General features: G+C 76.0%; 17 protein-coding genes and 1 pseudogene. 12 read left to right on the top strand and 6 right to left on the bottom strand.

What is annotated here, in order from left to right; translation table 11 throughout:
- Positions 1 to 71: 71 nt before the first annotated feature.
- Positions 72 to 512 (bottom strand): MarR family winged helix-turn-helix transcriptional regulator, encoded by a 441-nt coding sequence (locus HNR08_RS07295; RefSeq protein ID WP_146840543.1) that lies wholly within the window; start codon positions 510 to 512, stop codon positions 72 to 74.
- 100 nt (positions 513 to 612) lie between these two features.
- Between HNR08_RS07295 and HNR08_RS22630 the strand changes: the two genes are divergently transcribed.
- Together HNR08_RS22630 and yidC are read left to right on the top strand one after the other, a co-directional pair.
- Entirely contained in the window at positions 613 to 909 is a 297-nt protein-coding gene (locus HNR08_RS22630; RefSeq protein ID WP_168430405.1) for a DUF6412 domain-containing protein, read from the top strand.
- A 201-nt stretch (positions 910 to 1,110) separates the two neighbouring features.
- Positions 1,111 to 1,899, top strand: coding sequence for a membrane protein insertase YidC (yidC, locus tag HNR08_RS07285; protein WP_146840542.1), 789 nt, complete (start codon positions 1,111 to 1,113; stop codon positions 1,897 to 1,899).
- Between the two features lie 90 nt (positions 1,900 to 1,989).
- Here the strand turns inward: yidC and HNR08_RS07280 are convergent, their stop codons facing one another.
- Both HNR08_RS07280 and HNR08_RS07275 read right to left on the bottom strand, forming a co-directional pair.
- Positions 1,990 to 2,229: a type II toxin-antitoxin system antitoxin gene (locus tag HNR08_RS07280; protein ID WP_146840541.1), complete on the bottom strand. Its 240-nt coding sequence runs from the start codon at positions 2,227 to 2,229 to the stop codon at positions 1,990 to 1,992.
- The gene (locus HNR08_RS07275; RefSeq protein ID WP_146840540.1) at positions 2,226 to 3,182 is read right to left on the bottom strand and encodes an SPFH domain-containing protein; all 957 of its coding nucleotides are present in this window, start codon (positions 3,180 to 3,182) and stop codon (positions 2,226 to 2,228) included. The genes HNR08_RS07280 and HNR08_RS07275 overlap by 4 nt, the downstream gene beginning before the upstream one ends.
- Before the next feature lie 280 nt (positions 3,183 to 3,462).
- Here HNR08_RS07275 and HNR08_RS07270 point away from each other — a divergent pair, with 280 nt between their 5' ends.
- From HNR08_RS07270 to HNR08_RS07235, 8 genes are all read left to right on the top strand, one after another.
- On the top strand, positions 3,463 to 4,461 hold the full coding sequence (locus tag HNR08_RS07270; protein ID WP_183834912.1) for a LacI family DNA-binding transcriptional regulator: 999 nt from the start codon (positions 3,463 to 3,465) through the stop codon (positions 4,459 to 4,461).
- Between the two features lie 168 nt (positions 4,462 to 4,629).
- A complete protein-coding gene (locus HNR08_RS07265) occupies positions 4,630 to 5,379 on the top strand; it encodes a cupin domain-containing protein (RefSeq protein ID WP_146840538.1) in 750 nt (249 codons plus the stop codon).
- 67 nt (positions 5,380 to 5,446) lie between these two features.
- Positions 5,447 to 6,478, top strand: coding sequence for a substrate-binding domain-containing protein (locus HNR08_RS07260; protein ID WP_183834910.1), 1,032 nt, complete (start codon positions 5,447 to 5,449; stop codon positions 6,476 to 6,478).
- Between the two features lie 61 nt (positions 6,479 to 6,539).
- Entirely contained in the window at positions 6,540 to 8,057 is a 1,518-nt protein-coding gene (locus tag HNR08_RS07255; RefSeq protein ID WP_183834907.1) for a sugar ABC transporter ATP-binding protein, read from the top strand.
- Positions 8,050 to 9,096 carry an ABC transporter permease gene (locus tag HNR08_RS07250; protein ID WP_146837019.1) on the top strand — a complete coding sequence of 349 codons (1,047 nt, stop codon included), beginning with the start codon at positions 8,050 to 8,052 and terminating at the stop codon, positions 9,094 to 9,096. The genes HNR08_RS07255 and HNR08_RS07250 overlap by 8 nt, the downstream gene beginning before the upstream one ends.
- On the top strand, positions 9,093 to 10,106 hold the full coding sequence (locus HNR08_RS07245; protein ID WP_146837016.1) for an ABC transporter permease: 1,014 nt from the start codon (positions 9,093 to 9,095) through the stop codon (positions 10,104 to 10,106). Before HNR08_RS07250 ends, HNR08_RS07245 begins: the two co-directional genes overlap by 4 nt.
- Positions 10,106 to 11,122, top strand: coding sequence for a DUF4432 family protein (locus tag HNR08_RS07240; protein ID WP_146837013.1), 1,017 nt, complete (start codon positions 10,106 to 10,108; stop codon positions 11,120 to 11,122). The genes HNR08_RS07245 and HNR08_RS07240 overlap by 1 nt, the downstream gene beginning before the upstream one ends.
- Positions 11,123 to 11,223: 101 nt before the next feature.
- Entirely contained in the window at positions 11,224 to 11,505 is a 282-nt protein-coding gene (locus HNR08_RS07235) for a DUF3892 domain-containing protein (RefSeq protein WP_146837010.1), read from the top strand.
- A 73-nt stretch (positions 11,506 to 11,578) separates the two neighbouring features.
- Here HNR08_RS07235 and HNR08_RS07230 read toward each other — a convergent pair whose 3' ends face one another.
- Entirely contained in the window at positions 11,579 to 12,202 is a 624-nt protein-coding gene (locus HNR08_RS07230; protein WP_146837007.1) for a hypothetical protein, read from the bottom strand.
- 204 nt (positions 12,203 to 12,406) lie between these two features.
- Here HNR08_RS07230 and HNR08_RS07225 point away from each other — a divergent pair, with 204 nt between their 5' ends.
- Positions 12,407 to 13,330 (top strand): pseudouridine synthase, encoded by a 924-nt coding sequence (locus tag HNR08_RS07225; protein ID WP_146837004.1) that lies wholly within the window; start codon positions 12,407 to 12,409, stop codon positions 13,328 to 13,330.
- Positions 13,331 to 13,378: 48 nt separating this feature from the next.
- On the opposite strand, the gene HNR08_RS21610 is transcribed toward HNR08_RS07225, so the two are convergent.
- Positions 13,379 to 14,773, bottom strand: a complete 1,395-nt coding sequence (locus HNR08_RS21610) for a zf-HC2 domain-containing protein (RefSeq protein WP_246803048.1) — start codon at positions 14,771 to 14,773, stop codon at positions 13,379 to 13,381.
- A 131-nt stretch (positions 14,774 to 14,904) separates the two neighbouring features.
- Positions 14,905 to 15,162: pseudogene (locus HNR08_RS22880) on the bottom strand (RNA polymerase sigma factor); the annotation flags it as partial.
- A gap of 226 nt (positions 15,163 to 15,388) precedes the next feature.
- On the opposite strand from HNR08_RS22880, the gene HNR08_RS07215 reads away from it, so the two are divergent.
- The gene (locus HNR08_RS07215) at positions 15,389 to 21,232 is read left to right on the top strand and encodes an SdrD B-like domain-containing protein (protein ID WP_183834903.1); all 5,844 of its coding nucleotides are present in this window, start codon (positions 15,389 to 15,391) and stop codon (positions 21,230 to 21,232) included.
- Positions 21,233 to 21,277: the final 45 nt, after the last annotated feature.

The raw sequence follows: 21,277 nt of genomic DNA, 5'->3' as shown, positions 1-21,277 counted from the left end.
AGGCCGCGTGGGTGCTCGGGCAGGGGGTGCCGCCGCACGGACCGGCCGCGCGGTGGGGAGGGTCCGGGGCGTCAGTCCCGCGTGGGGCGGGGCAGCGCGGCCGTGACCTTGGAGAGCAGGGCGAGCAGGGTCTCGCGCTCGTCGGCGTCGAGCGGGGCCAGGATGACCTCGTCGGCAGCGGCCATCGCGGCGTCGAACCCGGCGACGAGCTCGGCCCCCGCCGGGGTGGCGTGGACCCGCTTGCTGCGCTCGTCGCCCGGGTCGGTGCGCCGCTCGACGAGGTCCCGGGCCTCGAGCCCTTTGAGGAGGCTCGAGACGCTCGCCGCGCTGGTCCGGGTGACCGCGGCGATGTCGCGCTGTCGCGCTCCGGGGCTCTGCGCGAGGTACCCGAGCACGAAGGCCTGCTCGTGGGTGAGCCCGCGCGAGCGGACCCAGTCCTCGCCGGCCCTGCGCTGCTCCCAGGCGATCCAGCGGACCTGGTCCAGGGTGGTGGTGAGCTCGGGCTGCTGCATGCCTCGAACTCTAAGAGTTAGAACTCTAACCGTCAACCCTCGAACTGTTGCGGAGGTCCCTAGGCTGGTCGCAGTCGTCGGACACCGAGGGGAGGCCGCCGTGGGTGACGTCCTGCCCGTGCTCGCGCTGCTGCGCGACGCCGTGGTGTCGGTCGCCCTGCTCGTCGGCGCGAGCACCCCGACCAGCGCCCTGGTCCTCGTCGGCGCCACGACGCTGGCCGTCGCGGTCGCCGCCGCGCTGCTCGCCCGCGGCATGCGGACGCTCGTCCTCGACGTCGCGGCGCTGCCGGGGCGGCACGTGCGCGCGGCCGCGGACGCCGGTCCGTTCGTGGCGCAGAGCGATCCCGACGCCCCCGGGCGACCCCGGCCCCGGGCACCGGGCCTGGCCCTCGGCTGACCACCCCGCACGCGTGCGCCCCGGCGCACGGCGCGCACCCGTGCCCCGCCCGGCGCGCCGAGGGAGGACCGTCCGCGCGGGACAGGGCTTCACGACGCCCTGTCCCGGCCGCCAGGCCCCGTCTCGGCGCAGGTGGTGGCGGGATGGCGTGCGGGGTGGTCGGCGGATGCGTACCCGCCCGCTCCGACCGAGGACCCCACCATGGACCTGCTCTCCCTGCCCCCTGTCGCCGCCGTGCTCGACGCGGCCTACCGCGCCCTGATGGGCCTGACCCACCTGCTCGAACCCCTCGCGGGCGGCGCTGCCGCGGCGGCCGCCGTCGTGCTCGTGACCCTGCTCGTCCGCGCCGCCCTGATCCCCGTCGGCGTCTCCCAGGCCAAGGCCGAGCGCACGCGGGCGCGCCTCGCGCCGCGGCTGGCCGAGCTCCAGCGCCGGCACCGGAACCAGCCCGAGAAGCTGCAGGCCGCGACCATGCAGCTCTACGCCGACGAGGGCACCACGCCGTTCGCGGGCTGCCTGCCGATGCTGGTGCAGGCCCCGGTCGTGGGGGTCATCTACGCGGTGTTCGTCCACGCGCAGATCGCCGGGCACGGGAACGCGCTGCTCGGCCGGACGCTGGCCGGGGTGCCGCTCGGGACGAGCCTCGCGGCCACGGTCACCGGCGGGGGCGCGTCGGTCGCGGTGCTGCTCGTGTTCGGGGTGCTGGTCGCGGCGATCGCCGCGGTCGGGGAGCTGAGCCGGCGGGCGGCGCGTCCCGGCGGCGCGCTGGCGGTGCCGGTTCCCGCGGCGGCGGGCGCGGCGGTCGCGGCGGGCGCCCCGCCGAACCCGCTGGCCGGCGCCGGGATGCAGCGGGCGCTCGGCGCGCTGCAGTTCATGACGGCCGTGGTCGCCTGCTTCGTCCCGTTGGCGGCGGGCCTGTACCTGCTCGTCACGGTCTGGTGGACGTTCGCCCAGCGCCTGCTGCTCCGCCGCCGCTACCCGCTCGGGTAGCCGCGCCGGCCCGCGAGGTCGACGGTTTCGCATGCGCACGCGGCGTGTCGCCCCGGCGTGTCGCGCGGAACCGTCGACCTCGGCTGCCGATCACCCCCGCGGGCGGCCCGGCCGGCCCGGGCGGCGCGGCGGGGCGGCGTCGGGCGGCATGCGGCCCGCGTCCGCGAGGGCGCGGCGCAGGAGGAGCTCGATCTGCCCGTTCACCGAGCGCAGGTCGTCGGCCGCCCACCGGGCCAGCGCGTCGTGCACCGCCGGGTCCAGCCGCAGCAGCACCGACTTCCGCTCCCGCCGGGCGGGACCGCCCCCGCCCGGCACCGGCGTCTCGCTCATGCGTACAGGCTGCCCGTGTTCACCACCGGTGTCGCGCGGCCCTCCCCGCAGAGGACGACGAGCAGGTTCGAGACCATCGCGGCGCGGCGCTCGTCGTCCAGCACGACGACGTCGTCCCGCTCGAGCCGGGACAGCGCGTCCTCGACCATCGACACCGCGCCCTCGACGATCCGCTCGCGCGCGGCGATGATCGCGCCGGCCTGCTGCCGCTGGAGCATCGCCTGCGCGATCTCGGGCGCGTACGCGAGGTTCGAGATGCGCGCCTCGATGACCTCGATGCCGGCGATGACCACGCGGGCGGCCACCTCGGCGGCGATCTCCCCGGACACCAGGTCGGTCGCGCCGCGGAGCGACTGCTCGCCGTCGTCGGCGTGGTCGTACGGGTGCGACATGGCGACGTGCCGGAGGGCGGACTCCGACTGCACGCGCACGAAGTCGGCGTAGTCCTCGACCGCGAACGTGGCCTTCGCGGTGTCGGCGACCTGCCACACGACGATCGCGGCGATGTTGATCGGGTTGCCGTCGGCCTCGTTGACCTTGAGCTCGTTGGTCTCGAAGTTCCGGACCCGGACCGAGACCTTCTTGCGCGTGGTCAGCGGGACGGTGAGCACGAGGCCCGTCCGGCGGATCGTGCCCAGGTAGCGGCCGAACAGCTGGACGACCATCGTCTGGCCCGGCGACACGATCGACAGCGCGGTCAGGGCGAGGACGCCGACGAGGATCGCGACGACCCCGAGCACCCCGAGCGCCGCCGAGCCGCCCTCCGCCGCGACGAACAGGGGGATCGACCCGCCGAGCAGCCCGAGCGCGAGCAGCAGGACCAGCGCCGCCGCGGCCGCGCCGGCGGACCGCGCGGGACGCTCCTCGATGTCCACCCGGGCGCCGCTGTGCCCGACCGGCTGGCCGGCGGGCTCGCCGCCCTGGGACTCCTGCGGGGGGACTGTCTCGGACACGGGGACCTCCTGGGGTCGCGCACCCCGGCCGGTCCGGGGCGATATCAAAGTGATATCAGATTAGACCGACCGGGCGCCACGGGCGGACGTCCCCGACCTCGGCGACGGCCTATCGTCCGGTCGTGCGCGCCGGACCGGGATGTAGCATCCGTGCCCGGACCTCCGCGGGTTGACCCGCTGGTCAGCGGGGCACGAACGGCGACGACGACGGTCGCCCGGACGAACAGGGGTACGCGTGCCGAACGGCGCAGGACGAGACCGCACCGGACGTTCCGTCGGGGTGCGCGACGTCGCGGCGCGCGCGGGGGTGTCCCTCGGCACCGTCTCCAACGTGCTGAACAACCCCGACCGGGTCGGCACCGACATCCGCGAGCGGGTCGAGGAGGCGATGCGCGCGCTGGGCTTCGTGCCGTCCCGCGCGGCCGGCCAGCTCCGCAGCCGCCGGTCCGAGCTGATCGGCGTGGTCGTCCCCGACGTCGGCAACCCGTTCTGGGCGGCGGTGCTGCGCGGCGTCGAGGCCGGCGTGGACGCGGCGGGGCTGACGATGGTCGTCGGCTCGACGCACCAGGACCCGGAGCGGCAGCGCCACGTGCTGCTCGGCCTCGAGAGCCAGGGCGTCGACGGGCTCGTCATCGCCCCGATCGTCGACCGGGCGGCGGACTGGGCCGCGTTCGAGCGGCGCCGGCTCGGGGTCGTCACGCTGGAGCGGCAGGGTCGCGACTCGGACGGCGCGTGGGTGAGCCTCGACAACGTGCGCGGCGCCCGCCTGGCGATGGCGCACCTGATCGCGGAGGGCCACCGCAGCATCGCCCTGGTCAACGGCCCTGTCTCGGTGTCCTGGTGCGCCGAGCGCCGGGAGGGCGCCGCGCAGGCGCTGCTGGACGCCGGGTTGGCGCCGGACGACGTGCTGGTCGACGTCGAGGTCCGCGACCTCACGGTGGCCGAGGGGGCCGTGGCCGTGGCCCCGCTGCTCGACGCGGGCCGGGTGACGGCCGTGATGTGCGTGAACGACATGCTCGCCCTCGGTGCGCTGCTCGCGATGCAGGAGCGCGGCATCCGGGTGCCCCAGGACGTCGCGCTCGTCGGGTACGACGACGCCGACTTCGCGCCGGCGCTGAACCCGCCGCTGACGACCGTGCGCCAGCCGTCCTACGACATGGGCCTGGCGGCGGCCCGGCTGCTGCTCCGCGGCGGCGAGCGGGTCCCGGGGGAGCACGTCGAGTTCGAGGCGCACCTGGTCGTCCGCGGCTCCAGCGTGGCGGACCCGGCCCGGCGCTGAGCGCCCGCGCGAGCACCGCGACGCGGCGTCACCGAACCGTGACCTTCAGGGATTGACACCGGCGGCCGGACCAGGCATCGTATGAACCGGTTCACGATGAACCGGTTCATGACAGCACGGCCGCCGCCCCGACGTGGGGGCGGCGCACACGATCCAATGGAGGAATCCGTGACCCGGACGGCCATCTCCCGCCGCGAGTACGACGAGTGGCTCAGCGAGGCCGCCAGCCTCGCCCGCGCCCTGCGCTACCCCGTCACCCCGGAGATGGTGAACGACAGCGCCGGGATCGTCTTCGGCGACGACCAGTACGAGGCCTTCGCCCGCGGCCTGTGGTCCCGCGAGCCGTACGAGGTCATGGTCATCTTCGAGTCCCTCAACGAGCCGGCCGTCGACGGGCTCCCCGCGGCCGGGGCCGCCCACGCCGAGTACTCCGGCCTCTGCGACAAGCTGATGATCGTGCACCCGGGCAAGTTCTGCCCGCCGCACTTCCACCAGCGCAAGACCGAGTCGTACGAGGTCGTCCTCGGCGAGATGGAGGTCTTCTACGCCCCCGAGCCGGTGACGGTCGGCGACGACGAGGTCCTCGCGTTCAGCCCGATGCCCGCGGGATCCCCGTGGCCGGAGGGCGTGGCGCTGCCCGCGGGCCGCGAGGACTCCTACGCCCGGCTGACGAGCTACGCCCGCCTGCGCGCCGGCGACCCCAAGTTCGTCATGCACCGCAAGCACCTGCACGCCTTCCGCTGCCCGGCCGACTCGCCGGTGCCGCTGGTCGTCCGCGAGGTCTCGACGTACAGCCACGAGCCGACGGAGCACGCCCACGACAAGGCCGTCCCGCTGCCGCAGTGGCGCGGCCTGCACGACAACACCTTCGTCGCGGAGGCGGCCAACTCGGGCCGGCTCGCGACCGCCATCGCCTGATCCGCATCCCCGCACCATCCCGCACCACCCGCCGGACCCCTCCGGCCCCGTCAAAGGAGACACACCCGTGCGACACCTCTCGCGTGCGATCGCGCTGACCGCGGCCGCCACCCTCCTGCTGTCCGCCTGCGCCAGCGGCGCCGACGAGCCCGCCGCCGAGGGCACCGGCTCGGCCGGCGGCGGCACGACGGAGTTCGAGGCCAAGGACCCGCTGACCCTCGGCTACTCCGTCTACGACCTGCAGAACCCGTACTGGCAGTCCTACTCGGCCGGCGTGAAGGCCGGTGCCGAGGCGGCGGGCGTGGACGTGGTCGTCGTCGACCAGAAGTCCGACCAGCAGCAGCAGGTCTCCGGCTCGCTCGACCTGATCAACCAGGGCATCTCCGGCCTGATCGTCACCCCGGTGCAGCCGTCCGCGCTCCCGTCCACCATCGACGCCGCGCACGCCGCCAAGATCCCGGTGGTCATCGCGGACATCGGCACGGCCGGCGACTACGACGGCTACATCCTGTCCAACAACTACAACGGCGGCGAGATCGCGGCGCAGTACGTGATCGACCAGCTCGGCGACCAGCCGGGCCCGCACAAGGTCGGTGTCATCGAGCTGCACGCCGGCTCGGTCGTCGGCGAGGAGCGGGTCGCCGGGTTCGTGGACACGCTCGCGGAGAACGACGCGTTCGAGGTCGTCGCCAGCCTGGACGGTCAGGACACGGTCGACGGCGGGTTCGCGGCGGCGCAGGACATGCTGTCCGCCAACCCGGACCTCGAGGTCATCTACGCGGCGAACGACGACTCCGCGATCGGCGCCCAGCGCGCGATGGAGACCGCCGGCAAGTCCGTGCAGGACGGGTTCTTCCTGATCGGGTTCGACGGCGCCGACGGCGCGCTCGACCTCATCGACCAGGGCCTGATGAGCGCGACCGTGGCGCAGGACCCGTACGGCCAGGGCATGAAGGCGGTCGAGACCGTGCTCGCGCTGCTCGACGGCGAGGACCCGGGCTTCGACGACGAGGCGGGCCGCACCGTCTACTTCCCGGTCGAGATCGTCACCGCCGACACCCTCGCGGGCTTCCGCGAGACGCGCGCCGCGCAGAAGTGACCACCGGCGGGGGCGGGGCGTCGCGGCCCCGTCCCCGCCCGTCAACGTCAGGAGGGCGTCGATGGCTGCCGTCGTGCAGGTCGTGGACGTGGTTCAGGAGTACCCCGGCGTGCGCGCGCTCAAGGGCGTGTCGCTCGACCTCGAGCCCGGGCAGGTGCTCGGCCTGGTCGGCGAGAACGGCGCCGGGAAGAGCACGCTGATCCGGGTGCTCGGCGGCATCGAGCAGCCCGTGAGCGGCTCGGTGCTCGTGCACGGGGCGGCCCGGACGTTCCGCGGGTCGGCCGACTCGCAGGCCGCGGGCATCAGCGTCGTCAGCCAGGAGTTCCGGCAGGTGCCGCAGCTCTCCGTCGCCGACAACGTGTTCCTCGGTCACGAGCTCGCCACCGGCGGGGTCGTCGACCGGGCGGGCACCCGCCGCCGCGCGGCCGCGCTGCTGGACGACCTGGGTCTCGACCTCGACCCGGACCGCCCGGTGTCGTCGCTGACCGTGGGCGACCGCCAGATGGTCGAGATCGCCCGCGCGCTGTCGCGCGAGTTCGACGTCCTCATCATGGACGAGCCGACGGCGGCGCTGAACGGCGCGGAGATCGTCCGGCTGCACGAGATCGTGCGGCGCATCGCGACCCGGGGCAAGGCCGTCGTCTACGTGTCGCACCACCTCGACGAGATCTTCGCGATCTGCGACGACGTCGCGGTGCTCCGCGACGGCGCCCTCGTCGCGCACGCGCCCACCGCGGAGCTCGACGAGGCGCGGCTCGTGGAGCACATGCTCGGCCGGGCGCCGCAGGCGTTCGAGCGGTCCGGCGCGGCCGCGTCCGCCGGCCGGCCCCGGCTCGAGGTCGCGGGCCTGCGGGTCCCCGGCGTCGCGGAGCCCTTCGACCTCACGGTCGGGGCGGGGGAGATCGTCGGCCTCGCGGGCCTGGTCGGCTCGGGCCGGACCGAGCTCACGCGGGCGCTGTTCGGCGACCTGCCGGGCACCGGCGGGACGGTCCGCGTCGACGGGCGTCCGGTCCGGCTGCGTTCGCCGCGCGAGGCGATGCGGGGCGGGGTGTTCATGCTCAGCGAGGACCGCAAGGGCGAGGGCATCCTGCCGCACCTCGACGTCACCGAGAACGCGATGGTCTCCCGGGACCGGTCGCGCCTCCCGCTGCTCCAGCGGCTGCTGCCCGTGCCCGCCGACGAGCGGGCCCGGTTCGCCCGGCTGCGCGAGGACATGCGGATCCGGGTCCCGCACGGGCGCCAGCTCATCGGCAACCTGTCCGGAGGGAACCAGCAGAAGGTGCTGCTCGGCCGGGCGCTGCTGTCCGGCTGCTCGGTCCTGCTGCTCAACGAGCCGACCCGCGGCGTCGACGTCGGCGCGAAGGTCGACATCTACCAGCTGATCAAGCAGCTCGCCGACGCCGGCGTCGCCGTCGTCGTGTCGAGCTCCGACGCCCCCGAGCTCGCCGCGATCTCCGACCGCTGCGCCGTGTACTTCGCCGGCCGGCGCATCGCCGAGCTCACCGGGCGCGACGTCACGGAGGACAACATCGTCGGGGCGTCCGTCGGACAGACCGCCGAGGAGGCCAGCCATGCCTGACGCCGTCACCACCACCGCGCCCAGCGCGCAGGACCTGGTCGCCGACGAGCGCGCCCGGTCCGCCGAGCGGGCCCGCCGCGCGGAGCGGCGCCGGAGCCTGCTGCAGAACGCCGGCGTCCTCATCCCGTTCGCCCTGGTGCTCGTCGCCGGCGTCGCCGCGGTGCCGAACTTCGTCTCCGGCTCGAACGTCACCAACGTCCTGGTGAACGCCGCGATCCTCGCGATCGTCGGCTACGGGATGACGCTCGTCATCGCCGTCCGGGGCATCGACCTGTCGGTCGGCTCGGCCCAGGCGCTCGCCGCGTGCGTCGCCGCGTGGGCCGTCAACGGGGCGGGTCCGCTCGCCGGCGCGGTCGTCGGCATCGCCGTCGGTGCGGCACTCGGCCTCGTGAACGGCCTGCTCGTCACGCAGCTCCGGGTGCCCGGGTTCATCGCGACCCTGTCGACGATGAGCGTGTTCCGCGGCCTGGTGCTCCTGTTCACGGGCGGCGCGCCGATCATGATCGCCTCCGGCGGGTTCAAGTCGGTCGCCACCGCGTCGGTGCTCGGGGTCCCCGTGCCGTTCGTCATCGCGCTGCTCCTCGGCGCGGGCGCCTGGTTCGTGCTGGACCGGATGCGGTTCGGCAAGCACGTGGTCGCCGTCGGCGGCAGCCCCGAGGCGGCGATCGACTCCGGCATCGGCGTGTCCCGCGTGCTCCTGCTCGCCTACGTCGCGGCGGGCGCCGCGGCGGGTGTGGGCGGGGTGCTGCTCGCCAGCCAGCTCGGCGTCGTCAACGGCTCCGTCTCGTCGGGCCTGGAGCTGCAGGCCATCGCGATCGTCGTCCTCGGCGGCACCAGCATGGCCGGCGGCCGGCCGCGGATCGTCGGCACGTTCGTCGCCGCGCTGCTGCTGTCGATGATCAACTCCGGCCTCAACCTGCTCAACGTCCCGTCGTTCTACCAGTACGTCGCGCTCGGAGCCCTCCTGGTCTTCGCGCTGAGCATCGACGGGGCGCAGCGTGCCGCCGTCCGTCGGATGCTGGAAGGGAGGAACTCGTGACCCGCACCGAGACCACCGCGCCCCCGGCGGCGCCCCGCGCGGACGACCGGCCGCCCCTCGGCCAGGTGCTGCGCCAGTTCGGCGCGCGGCAGTACCTCGTCGGCGTCCTCGTGGTGCTCTGCGTGGCCGTCGGCGCCGCGAAGCCGTCGTTCTGGGGGACCGGCAACCTGTCGAACGTCCTGTTCCAGGCGTCGTTCGTCGGCCTGGCCGCCTGCGGCATGACGCTGCTCATCGCCGCCGGCCTGCTGGACCTGTCGGTCGGCGGGGTCGTCGCGGTGGCGTCCATCGCGGTCGCGACCGTGCTCCCGCACACCACGATCGGCGCGGCCGTGGTGCTCGCGCTCGTCATCGGCGCGGTGCTCGGCACGCTGAACGGCCTGCTCGTGACGTACGTGCGGATCCCCCCGTTCATCGCGACGCTCGGGACGCTGTACCTGTTCCTCGGGGCGGCCTTCATCTGGACGTCCGGCAAGGTCGTCCCGGTGACGTCGACGAACTACCGCGCCGCGACCACCGGCACCGTCGGCTGGCTGCCGGTGCCGTTCCTCGTGTTCGTCGTCCTGGCCGCCGTGACGTTCCTCGTGCTCCAGCGCACGTACTTCGGCCGCACGCTGCGCGCGTTCGGGTCCAACGAGCGGGCGGCGGTGCTCGCCGGGCTGCCGGTGAACCGGGTGAAGGTCGCAGTGTTCGCGCTGGCGGGGGTGTGCTTCGCGCTCGCGGGCGTGTTCATGACCGGGCGGCTCTCCTCGGCGGAGGGCACCATGGCCATGGGCTTCGAGATGGACGTGATCGCCGCGGTCGTCGTGGGCGGGACCGCCCTGCGCGGCGGGCGGGCGACGACGTTCGGGACGGTGGTCGGCGCGCTGCTGTTCGCCGTGCTGGCCAACGCGCTGAACCTGCTCGGGGTCGCCTCCTACTGGCAGTACGTGCTGACGGGCACCGTGCTCATCGCGGCCATCGCGGTGGGGGCCCGGCGGTCGGCGGCCGCCGAGGTGCGGGGCGCGGGCTGATGGGGTTCGGCGCGGACTCCCTCGCCGCCGCCGAGCACGTGCGGCGCCTGGTCGGCGCGCCGGACCAGCTGGTGCAGGTCGACCGGCTGGTCCGGGACGAGGGACCCGGCCGCGGAGCGCCCGTCCTCGTGGTGCGGAACCCGCGAGGCGTCTCCGTCGAGGTGCTGCTCGACCGCGCGCTCGACCTGGGCTGGGCCGACGCCGGCGGCATGCCGCTCGCCTGGCGTTCCGCGCGCGGACCCGTGGCGTCCGAGCGCCACGAGCCGCGCGGGGCGGGCTGGACCCGGACGTTCGGCGGCGGGCTGCTCACCACGTGCGGCCTCGCGTCGACCGGCGCGCCGTCCACCGTCGACGGGACCCATCACGGGCTGCACGGCCGCGTCGGCCACATCCCCGCGGAGAACGTGCACTGGCGGCTGGTCGACGACGAGGGCTCGCCGGCCGTCGAGATCACCGGCGACGTGGTCGAGGCCGCCCTCGGGCAGCCGACGCTCCGGCTCCGGCGCCGGATCGTGCTCGCCACCGAGCGGCCGGAGCTCCGGGTCGAGGACGTCGTCACCAACGACGGCTTCGCGCCCGCCGGGCACATGTTCCGGCACCACCTCAACCTGGGGTACCCGCTCGTCGGGCCCGGGACCGTGGTCGCCGCGACGGCGGAGCCGTTCGCCGAGCGCGACCGCCCCGGCGCCGCACCGCGCGCCCTGCCCTGGACGCTGGACGTCGCGCCCGGTGCCGCCGCCGAGACCGTGCTGTACTGCCGGCCGCACCCCGGGGCCACGGCGACCGTCACGGTCACCGCGCCCGACGGGCGGGGCGTCGAGGTCGAGCAGGAGACCGGCGGCTGGCCGCTGCTCGTGCTGTGGCGCGATCCGACGCCGGGCGTCAACGTGCTCGGCGTCGAGCCGTCGACCTCGCGGGACGGCGGCCGGGCGCAGGCAGTGCAGGACGGCGAGCTCGTGCTGCTCGGGCCGGGCGAGAGCCGGCGGTACCGGACGACGGTGCGCGTCGACCCCTGACCGCCGAGGACGGACCGAAGTCCCTCCCGGCGGCCGGGGCGCGGCTGCGATGCTGAGCCGGGCGCAGCGTCGCGCCGCACCGGTCGTCGAGGAGACGTGCCATGAGCATCCGCATCACCCACATCCGCCTGTCGGACGGGATCCGGGACCACGAGCACATCACGGATGTGCGCTGGACCAGCCGCGAGGACCACGGCGAGGGGGTGAGCTCGAGCGCGGCCGTCGTGAAGTGGATCGACAAGGAGGGCGGGCGCGCCTTCGTGGGGTCGAACGGGACCGAGCAGCGGGTGACCACGGTGCACCCGGCGTTCGGGACCGCGCACCTGCGGACCTGCGCGGACGGGTCCTGGACCGACAACCTGCTGGCGCTCGACGAGTTCTGAGCACCGGCCGACCCTCCCGGGCGGGCTCGCGCGCCGTCCGGCGGTCGGCCGTGCCCGGTCGCGGGCGCCGGCGTCAGGCCGTCGCGGACGCCGGCACCCGCTCCTCGGTCGCGCCCGCCGCCTCCTTGCGGAAGATGATCTTGAGGATCGGGAAGAAGACGACGAACGAGATCAGCGCGTTGATGATCATCGTCACGACGTCGGCCCCGGCCTCGCCGGTCGCGCCCCAGCGGCCGATCATCCACTGGTAGATCGGGTCCTTGTAGAAGCCCTGCACCCACGCGGCCGCGAACGTGATGAGGACGTAGGCGACGGCGTACCAGGCGGCCGCGCGCCACACGTTGGAGCTCGACTTGAACGTGACGTTCCGCTGCAGGAAGAAGTTGACGACCTGCGCGACCAGCAGCGTGATCTGCACCGCGAGGAAGTAGGCGAGCCCTCCGCCGCCCGCGGGGAGCGCCCCCGCCGCGTAGTCGAAGATGAAGTAGGTGCTGCCGTCGGCGTTGGTGCTGACCGGCAGGACCTGGAACGTCGTCTCCACGAGCGCGGTCATCCCGAGGACCCACTTGAGCACGGGCATCAGCGCCAGCTGCAGGACCGTCATGCCCATGCTGATCAGGCTGAACAGCACGAACTCGGCCGTCGCCGGACGGGACTGCTCGAACCGGCGCCACGCGCCCCGGGCGGTGCGGAACATCCGACGTCCTCCTTCGTCGGCGCCGGAGAACGGCCTCCGGGCCGGGGCCAGGAAACCCGCTCCGCGCGCCCGGCGGGGTCCGATCCGCACAACCGGTCCCTCCGGGTCCACACACGGTTCGTGGGCCGACGAGAAGGCAGCGGTCGGGGTCTGCGCGTCTCCGGACGCCCGGGTACTGCCCTCTCGTGCACCTAGCCTTGGCAGGTGCCGCCCCGGTCCCCGCTCCCGCCCCGCCACGGGCTCGGCGCGGCGTGGGTGCGCACGCCCGACCGGGACCGCGCGCGGCCCGTGGCGTGGACGACGATGGGCGCCTGGCTGCGGGACCGGCTGCCCGAGCACGTGGACGTCGCCGGGATGCTCGCGCAGGAGCGGTTCGTCGGCGAGGACGGCCGGCCGGTGCGCGAGGACGACCCGTACGCCCCGCACCGGTTCGTCTGGTTCCACCGGGACCTGCGGGACGAGCCGGAGGTCCCGGGCGAGATCCACGTCGTGCACCGGGACGAGCGGCTGGTGGTGGTCGACAAGCCGCCGTTCCTGTCCTCGATCCCGCGCGGGCGGCACGTGCGGCAGAGCGTCGTGGTGCGGCTGCGGGAGGAGCTCGGGCTGCCGGAGCTGTCGCCGCTGCACCGGCTGGACCGGGTGACGTCGGGGCTGCTCATGCTGGCGACCGAGGCGCGGTGGCGCGGGGCGTACCAGACGGCGTTCGAGCGGCGTGCGGTGCGCAAGACGTACTGGGCGCTCGCGCCGCTGCGGGCGGACCTGGAGCTGCCGGTCGACGTGCGGAACCACATCCACAAGGAGCGCGGGACCTGGCAGGCCGCGGTGGTGCCCGGCGCGCCGGTGAACGCGGAGACCCGCGTGGAGCTGGAGCGGGCGGTCGGCGGCCGCGGGGTGTACCGGCTGACGCCGCGCACGGGCCGGACGCACCAGCTGCGGCTGCACCTGCTCGGGCTCGGCATCCCGATCGTGGACGACCCGCTCTACCCGGAGGTCCGGGACGTCACGGTGGACGACTTCACCCGGCCGCTGCAGCTGCTGGCGGGGGAGCTGGCGTTCCCGGACCCGGTGGACGGGACCGAGCGGCGGTTCCGCAGCGTGCGGCGGCTGCCGCTGGCGGCGGGCGGCTGAGCGGCGGGCGGCTGGGTCCCGGTCGGCTGAGTCCCGGTCGGCTGACGGTCAGCCGACCGTGAAGGCCACGACCGCCCAGGCGCCGACCAGGCCGCGTGCGGGGTCGGCGTAGCGGACCGCGAACGTGTGCGGACCCGGCGCCAGGTCGTGCACGACGCGCACCAGCGGGGCGGTGCCGAGCTCGTGCGTCCGGCCGGTGCTCACCCCGTCGACGGCGGCCTGCACGAGCAGCCCCGGTTCGCCCTGGAACCGCACCTCGAGGTCGTCCGCCCGGCCGTCGCCGTCCAGCGCCACGAGGGTCGGCGTGCTCCCCTCGAGCGGGAACAGGACGACGGGGACCTCGGGGGTGAACGGCCCGAACGGCCCGGCGACCGCGGACGTGACGCCGTCGACGGTCTGGGTGACGGCGAGACCGACCGGGTCGCCGGCGACGACGTCGGCGACCACCGCGACCCGCCACGCGCCCGACTCGTCCGCGGTGACCCAGCCGGCGAGCGCGCCGTCCGCGAACCGCACCCGGACCTCGGCCCCGGGGGTCGCGGTGCCGGACAGGGCGGGGAGGTGGTGCGGCTCGGCGAGCACGTCGGTGACGACCGGCGGGGCGACGACCGGATCGCCGTCGTCGTCCCCGTCGTCGCCCGGGTCGACGGGTGGGCCCGGGTCGGCCGGCGCGCCGGGCTCGACCACGACGGGGTCGTCGACGAGCACGAGCGGCGCCGCGGCGTCGACGGGCCCGGGCGGGGCCGACGGGCGGCGCGGCACGTCGGCGGGGACGTGCTCGGGGTCGTCCGCTGCGTCCTCGACGGCGGGCGGCAGGTCCGGCTCCGCCCGCTCGACGGGGCTCGCGGGCGGGTCCGCGGTGGTCGCGCCCGCGGCCGGGTCGGCGGGCTCGGCCGCGACCGGGGCGGGGTCCCCCGATCTGCCGGTCAGCGCCGCCAGCGCGGCGACGCCGCCGACCGCCAGCACGAGGGCGGCGGCGGCCGCGGCGGCGCTCGCCCGGCGCCCCCGGCCGAGCCGGCGGACTCCCCGGGCCGGCGGTGCCCCGGCCGCGATCCCCGCCCCGGCCCCCGGCAGCGCCGCCGCCCCCAGGACGGCGGGCCACAGCACGGCCCGCAGCCGCGCCCGCACGAGGATGTCCGCGTCGTCCCCCACCTCGGCCACGAGCACCGGGCAGTCCGCGCAGCCGTCGACGTGCGTCTCGAACCGCCGCCGCACCCGGTCGGACAGCGCCCCGCGGTGGTACGCACCCACCCGCTCGGCCACCCAGCGGCAGCGCGGGCGCTCGGGCAGCTGCGTGACGTGCGCCTGCAGCCACGCCCGGCGCAGCCCCTCGCGGGCGCGGTACGCGAGCGCCGACGCGGACGCCGGCGCGAGCCCGAGGAGCGAGCCGACCTCGGCGGCCCCATCTCCTCGAGCTCGGTGTACCAGAGCACCTCCGCCCACTCCGGCGGCAGCGACGCGTACGCGCGCCCGAGCAGCCCGCCCTCGGCGATGCGCGCGACGTGGTCGGGGTGCTCGGACGGCTCGGGGACCTCGTCCAGGGGGACCGTCGGGGTCGTCCGGGTGGCCCAGGTCGCGGCGACCCGGTCGATGGTGGCGTACAGGTACGGCCGGAACGCGCCCTGCGGGCCGTTCCCGGATCCCAGGGTCTCGAGGATCCGCGCGAAGGCCTCCTGGACGAGGTCGTCGGCGTCGAACCGGTCGGTGACCCGGCGGGCGGCGGCCCGGCCGGCGTCGGCGTGCCGGTGCCACAGCTCCCCGTAGACCTCGCGGTCGCCGTCGCGGACCCGCTGGGCCAGCTCGGTGTCGGACAACTCTGCCGCGGACAGCACGACGACGCTTCGCCTCCTGGGGACTCGCCGCTGAGCTGCAGCGATCCCCCCACCCTAGGCACGCCCGAGAGGCCCCTCGGCCGTCGGGGTGGGTGCACCCACCCAAAAGGATGAATCCGACATTCCGGTCGAGATTCTCGCGTCATGACCGCCGCCGTCCTCGGTCGTCCCGGGCGGCAGGACCCGTGCCGGGCCTGCCGTCAGCCGGGAACGAACGAGGGACGTCGTGCAGAACAGGCAAGGTGCAGTGCTCGCCGCGGGGCGGGCCGGATGGTGGTCGCGCGGGTGGGCGCTGGCGCTCGTGGTGGTGCTCGCCCTGGTCGCGGCGGTGGCGGGCGCGCCCGCCGGGGCGCGGGCGGCGGACGAGCCGCGCGCGGTGCTCAGCGTCGCGAAGAGCGTGTCGGCGGCGACGGCGCGACCGGGTGACCGGGTGACGTGGGCGATCGACGTCACCTGCGAGTCCATCGTGACCATGTGCGCCGACGTCGTGCTCGACGACCTGGTGCCGGCGCCGTTCCTGCTCGAGGCCGGCGACGTGTCCGTGCAGGGCCAGCGCACCGGGACCGCCGACGTGTCGGTCCAGGACCGCGCGGTGCGGGTGGCGTTCCGGGAGTCCGACGCCGGCCGTCCCGGCGCGCTGGGCCTGGCCGCCGGGCAGAGCGTGTCCGTGCTGCTGCAGACGACGCTCCCGGCCGGCCTGCCGCTGTCCTGGGACGGCAGCACCGTGGTGAACACCGCGGACGTGACCGGCTCGAACGCCGACCCGGCGTCCGACGACGCGTCCCTCGCGATCGTCGTCCCGGTGCAGCCCGCCGTCGGCGTGACGAAGTCCTGGTCCCCGGCCGACCAGGTCGCCGGCGACGCCGCGGACACGACCCTGGCGCTGGGCGTCACGAACCGCTCGCCGGTGCCGGCGACCGACCTGTCCCTCACGGACCCCGCCGCCGGCACCCCCGCGGCGTTCGGCCCCGGGACGCCCGTCGAGCTGCGCGGGTTCGGCCCCTGGACCGCGCCCGCCGGTGCGACCACGCTGACGGTGGACCTGGTCACCGCCACCGGCACCACCACGCTCGGTCCGTTCGCCCCGGGCGAGGCGGTCGACGCCTCCGGGGTGGACCTGGCGGCGGTGACCGGCGTCGTCGCCCGGTTCGCCGGCGCCGACGGCACGGCCGCGATCGAGCCCGGGGCCGCCGGGTCGCTGGCCGTGGTCGTCGGCCAGAACGGCACCGCCCCGCGCGACGCCGTCACCCGCGTGCCCAACACGGCGGCGGGCGCGGTGCGCACCCCGTCGGGCGACGCGGACGCCACGGCCTCCGCCGAGCTGCAGATCAACCCGGTGACCGTCGAGGTCACCGCCGGCAAGACGTTCGAGAACCGCACCCAGGCCCAGGTGGTCGCGGGCGCGGAGCCGGTGGTCCGGCTGACCGCCACCAACTCCTCCAACACGACGCTCCGGGACCTCACGCTGCGCGAGCCGGCCAGCGGCACGGAGCCGTTCGGCTCCACCGCCGACGGGCTGCTCGGCGTGCTCGGCCTCGGCGTCGACGGCACCGGCACGGGCGCCGCGGCGGACTGGCCGCAGGGCGCGGTCGACGCCGTGGTCCGCCTGACCGGCGACGGCCCCGGCCTGCCGCTCGAGGTCACGGTCCCGGCCCCCGCCGCGGGCGGGGCGGTCGCCTGGCCCGCCGTCCCCGCCGGGGCGACGGTGACCGGCCTGACCGTCACCTACCGCGGCGCGATGCCGCCCGGTGCGCGCGCCGTGCTGCCGCTGCGCGCGGCCACCGACCCGGCCTGGCCGACCACGCGGGGCTACGCGAACGAGGTCGCCGTCGGCGGCACCGCCGCGGACGGCACCCCCGCCGCCGAGCGGACGGCGACCGCCACCCTCACGGTCGTGCCGCGCCAGGTCGTCACCACGACCAGCAAGACGCTCACCCAGCAGGCGAACGGCGAGCAGGTCACCGGCGCCGTCGGGCAGGAGCTCGTCGCCCGGCTGACCGGCCGGATCTCCGCGGACACCACCGTCCCGGTCGGGCGCCTGGTGGTCGAGGACGTCGCCGGCCCGGACTCGACCCTGTGGGACGCGGCCGCCCTCGACCGGCTCGGCTCCGTGGCGGTCCCGGGCGGCTCGCGGGCCGAGGTGCTGGTCCGGGTCGGCGGGACGTGGCAGTCCGTCGCCGGGCCGACCGCCGACGCGACCGCGCTGCTCGACCTCGCGGTCCCGGCCGGCACCGACGGCGTGCGCGTCGTCTACACGCCGGAGGCCCCGGACGGCACCCTGCCGACCGACGGCTCGTTCGCGCCGGTGGTCGCGCTGGTGCTGCGGCTGACCGAGGAGCGCGCGCCGGGCACGCCGCTCGCCAACACGGCCACCACGACGGGCGAGGGCACCGGGGACGGCGCGGGCCTCACCGGCACGTCCGGCGCGGGCACCCAGGTCACCCCGGGTCCCGGCACGACGCCGGTGGACATCCGCCAGGTCGACGCCAGCAAGTCGTGGCGGGACGCGGCGGCGCTGATCGGCGTCGGCAACGCGGACGCCGCGGACGGCGACCGCCCCGCGAACCGGCTGACGATGCGCGTGCAGAACGTCACGGGCATCCCGGTCGGCACGCTGCGCCTGGTCGACCCCGACCCGCAGGTCGCGGCGAACGCGTTCGACCACGTCGACCTCACCGGGCTGACCGTGACCGCCCCCGCCGGCACCACGTCGCTGCGCGTCGTGCTGCGGGACGCCGACGGCACCGTGCGGCACACCCTCACCTCGACGGCGGCCGTCGCGGCGCTCACCCGCGCCGACCTCGCCGACGTCACCCAGGTGGAGGCGCGCGCGGACGGCACCCTCCCGGACGGCGCGACGCTGACCGTCGTCGCGGCCACCGAGCTCCGGCAGGCCACCCGGTCCGGCTCGCCGATCACCGGCACGGCGGACGCCCCGGCGTCGACCACGCTGGTCAACACCCTGCGCGGCGACCTCGGCCCGGGCACCCCGGACGACGCGGCCCGCGCGGACACGGTGCTCTACCCGGAGGCGCTGCAGCCGCTCGACGGCGCGCTCGCCAAGTCGGTGTCGCCGTCGACGGTCATGCGCTACGCGGCCGAGGAGCGGACGGTGCGGCTCGCGCTGAGCGCCCGGCGCACGAGCGACGCCGCCGTCAGCCGGCCCGCGCAGTACGTCCTCGAGGACGTGACGCCCGAGTTCTGGGACGCGGTCGACCTGGTCGGCCTCCAGGCGCTGACGGGCATCACCGAGGCCGACGGCACCGGGTGGACCGCCGCCGTCGAGTACCTCGTCGCCGGCGAGTGGACCCCGGCGGTGACCTCCGAGCTCCGGCCCGGGACGGCCGCCGCCAAGCCGGCGCTGCCCGAGGGCGCCGCGGCGCTCCCGGACGGCGTGGACCGCACCGCCGTCGCCGGCGTGCGGGTGACGTTCACCGCGCCCGCCGGGCGGTGGTTCGAGAACCGCGCCGTGGGCGGCTTCGAGGGACCGACCGCGCTGTTCACCCTGTCCCCGCGCAGCACGCTGCGCAGCACGGGCGCCGAGGTGCCCGCCGGGACGGTGACCAACGTGCTGACCGGGACCGTCCGCGGCGAGCACACGCCCGCGCCGGTGGTCCTGGACCCGGTCACCGCGCCGTACACCGTGCTCGACGGGCAGGTCGACGCGACCGTGACCAAGTCGCCCGTCACCACGACGACCGGCCCCGGGGCGGTCATCCCGTTCACCCTGACCGCGACCAGCACCGGCACCGCGCCGCTGGTCGACCCCGTGCTCACCGACGTGCTGCCGGCCGACGCCGCGGGGGCGCTGCTGGTCTACGACCCGGACGCGTACGGCGCGGCGACGGTGCAGGTGACGCCCGCGACCGCCGCGGCCGCCGGCGTCGAGCCGACCGTGACGGCCGACGGCGACGGGCTGCGGGTGACGTTCCCCGAGGGCACGCGGCTGCTGCCCGGGGAGCGGGTGCTCGTGACGGTCCCGCTCGCGGTCCGGCCCGGCACGCCCGCGGGCGCGCAGCTGGTCAACCGGTTCGAGCTCACGGCGGCCGGTGGCCTCGAGCGCACGGCCACGGCCGCGGTCGACGTCGTCGCGATGGCCACGTACCTGCGGGTCAAGGACGTCGCGGAGGACCTCGCCCCCGGCCAGGAGCCGACCGGCGTGCTCAGCACGGTCGGCGGCGACTGCACCTCCGCCGACGGCTTCTACCGGAACCCGTGCCTGGTCCGCACCGCCCCCGGCGGCACCGAGACCTGGCGGCTGCGGGTGACGAACACCGGCAACCTGCCGACGGCGGCGATCTCGCTGGTCGACGTGCTGCCGCACCCGGGCGACACCGGGACGTCGCGGTCGCAGAGCACCAGCGCCCGCGGCAGCGTGTGGGCGCCCGAGTACCTGGGCGACCTCACGGTGGCCGGCGTGCCCGCCGGCGGCACCTCCGCGGTGTCGTACCTGGTGGGCGACGCGACGTGCCGGTTCACCGGCGACCCGCGGTCCGCCGACCCGTACGGCGACGGCTGCGCGGCCGACGCGTGGACCCCCGCGTCCGCCGTCGACGACCTGTCCGCGGTCCGCGGGCTCCGGGTGGACGTCGACCTGGGCGCGGACCTGCTGCAGCCGGGCGAGACGGTCACCGTCACCTTCCGCACCCGGTCCGCGACCGCCTACGACCGGGACGCCGCGGACGTCGACGCCCCGGCCTGGAACACGATGGTCGTCAGCACCGAATCGGTCGGGACGACGGGGCTGGTGCACGAGACGCTCGAGCCGAACCGGGCGGGCGTCGCGGTGAGCCGGACGTACGCGCTCGGCGACCGGGTGTGGCTCGACCGGGACCGGGACGGCCGCCAGGGCGCGGGCGAGCCGGGGCTCGGGGGCGTCACCGTCGAGCTGCTGCCGGCGGACGGCGGCGACGAGCCGATCGCCACGACGGTGACCGACGCCGACGGCCGGTACGCCTTCGACCTGCTGCCGGCCGGGGAGTACCGCGTGCGGTTCGTCCTGGACGACGCGGCGGCGGCGCGGTACGCGTTCACCCGGGCCGGCGCCGGCGACGCCGCCGAGGACTCCGACGCCGACCCGTCGACCGGGTGGACCGCCGTGGTCCGGCTCGGCGCCGGCGAGGCGCGGGTGCGGCCGGCGGTCGAGGGCGACGGGGTCGCCGCCGACTACGTGGACCCGACCGTGGACGCCGGGCTCGTGGAGCGTGCCGTCCAGGTCGGCGACCTGGTCTGGCTCGACACGGACCGCGACGGCGTCCAGGACCCGGGCGAGCCCGGCATCCCCGGCGTCGTGCTGCGGCTGACCTCCCCGGACGGCACCGAGGTGGTCGACGTGCACGGCCGCCCGGTCCGCCCGGTGACCACCGACGCGGACGGCCGGTACCTGTTCGGCGACCTGCCCCCGGGCCGGTACGTCGTGACGATCGACCGCGTGGCGTCCGCGGACGCGCTCCGGGAGTACGCGCCGACCCTCGACGGGGCGGGCGACGACCCGGGGCTCGACTCCTCGACGTGGACCGTCGCGTCCGCCGACCTGGTCGGCGGGCAGGAGGACCGCACGCTGGACTTCGGGTTCGTCCCGTCGGACGCGATGCAGCTCGCGGTCCGCAAGGTCGTGGCCGGCCGGTCCGACGGCCGGATCGCCTGGGACGTCACGGTGCTGGCCGCCGGCACGCTCGACGCGTCGCGCGGGTTCACGGTGACCGACGACCTCGCCGACGACCTGCGGTTCGTGTCCGCCGAGGGCGACGGCTTCGCCTGCACCGCCGTCGGCCGGCGCGTGACCTGCGACCACGACGGACCGCTCGCGGCCGGGTCGCAGGCCACGGTCCGGGTCGTCACCGAGGTGGTCACGCCCGGCGCGACCGTCCGGAACACCGCCGTCGTCGACCCGGGCGGCCGGGGCTACCGGAGCGACGTGCTCGCCGCCTCGGACACCGCCGCCTCCGTGGCGCCGGCCGGGGAGCTCGCCCGCACCGGGTCGGACGCCGGGTGGGCCGTGCTCGCCGCGCTCGGGGTGCTGCTGCTCGGGGTGGTGCTGGTGACGGCCCGCCGCCTCCGCCGGGAGTGACCGGCGGGCCGGGCGGCGTCGCTGGCCGACCTGCCCGCCGCCCGG

It is taken from the genome of Cellulomonas hominis (assembly GCF_014201095.1).
In the GTDB taxonomy this organism is placed as follows: Bacteria; Actinomycetota; Actinomycetes; order Actinomycetales; family Cellulomonadaceae; genus Cellulomonas; species Cellulomonas hominis.
Note: the sequence above shows the minus strand (reverse complement) of the source record. Positions and strands in the feature narration are given on the sequence as shown.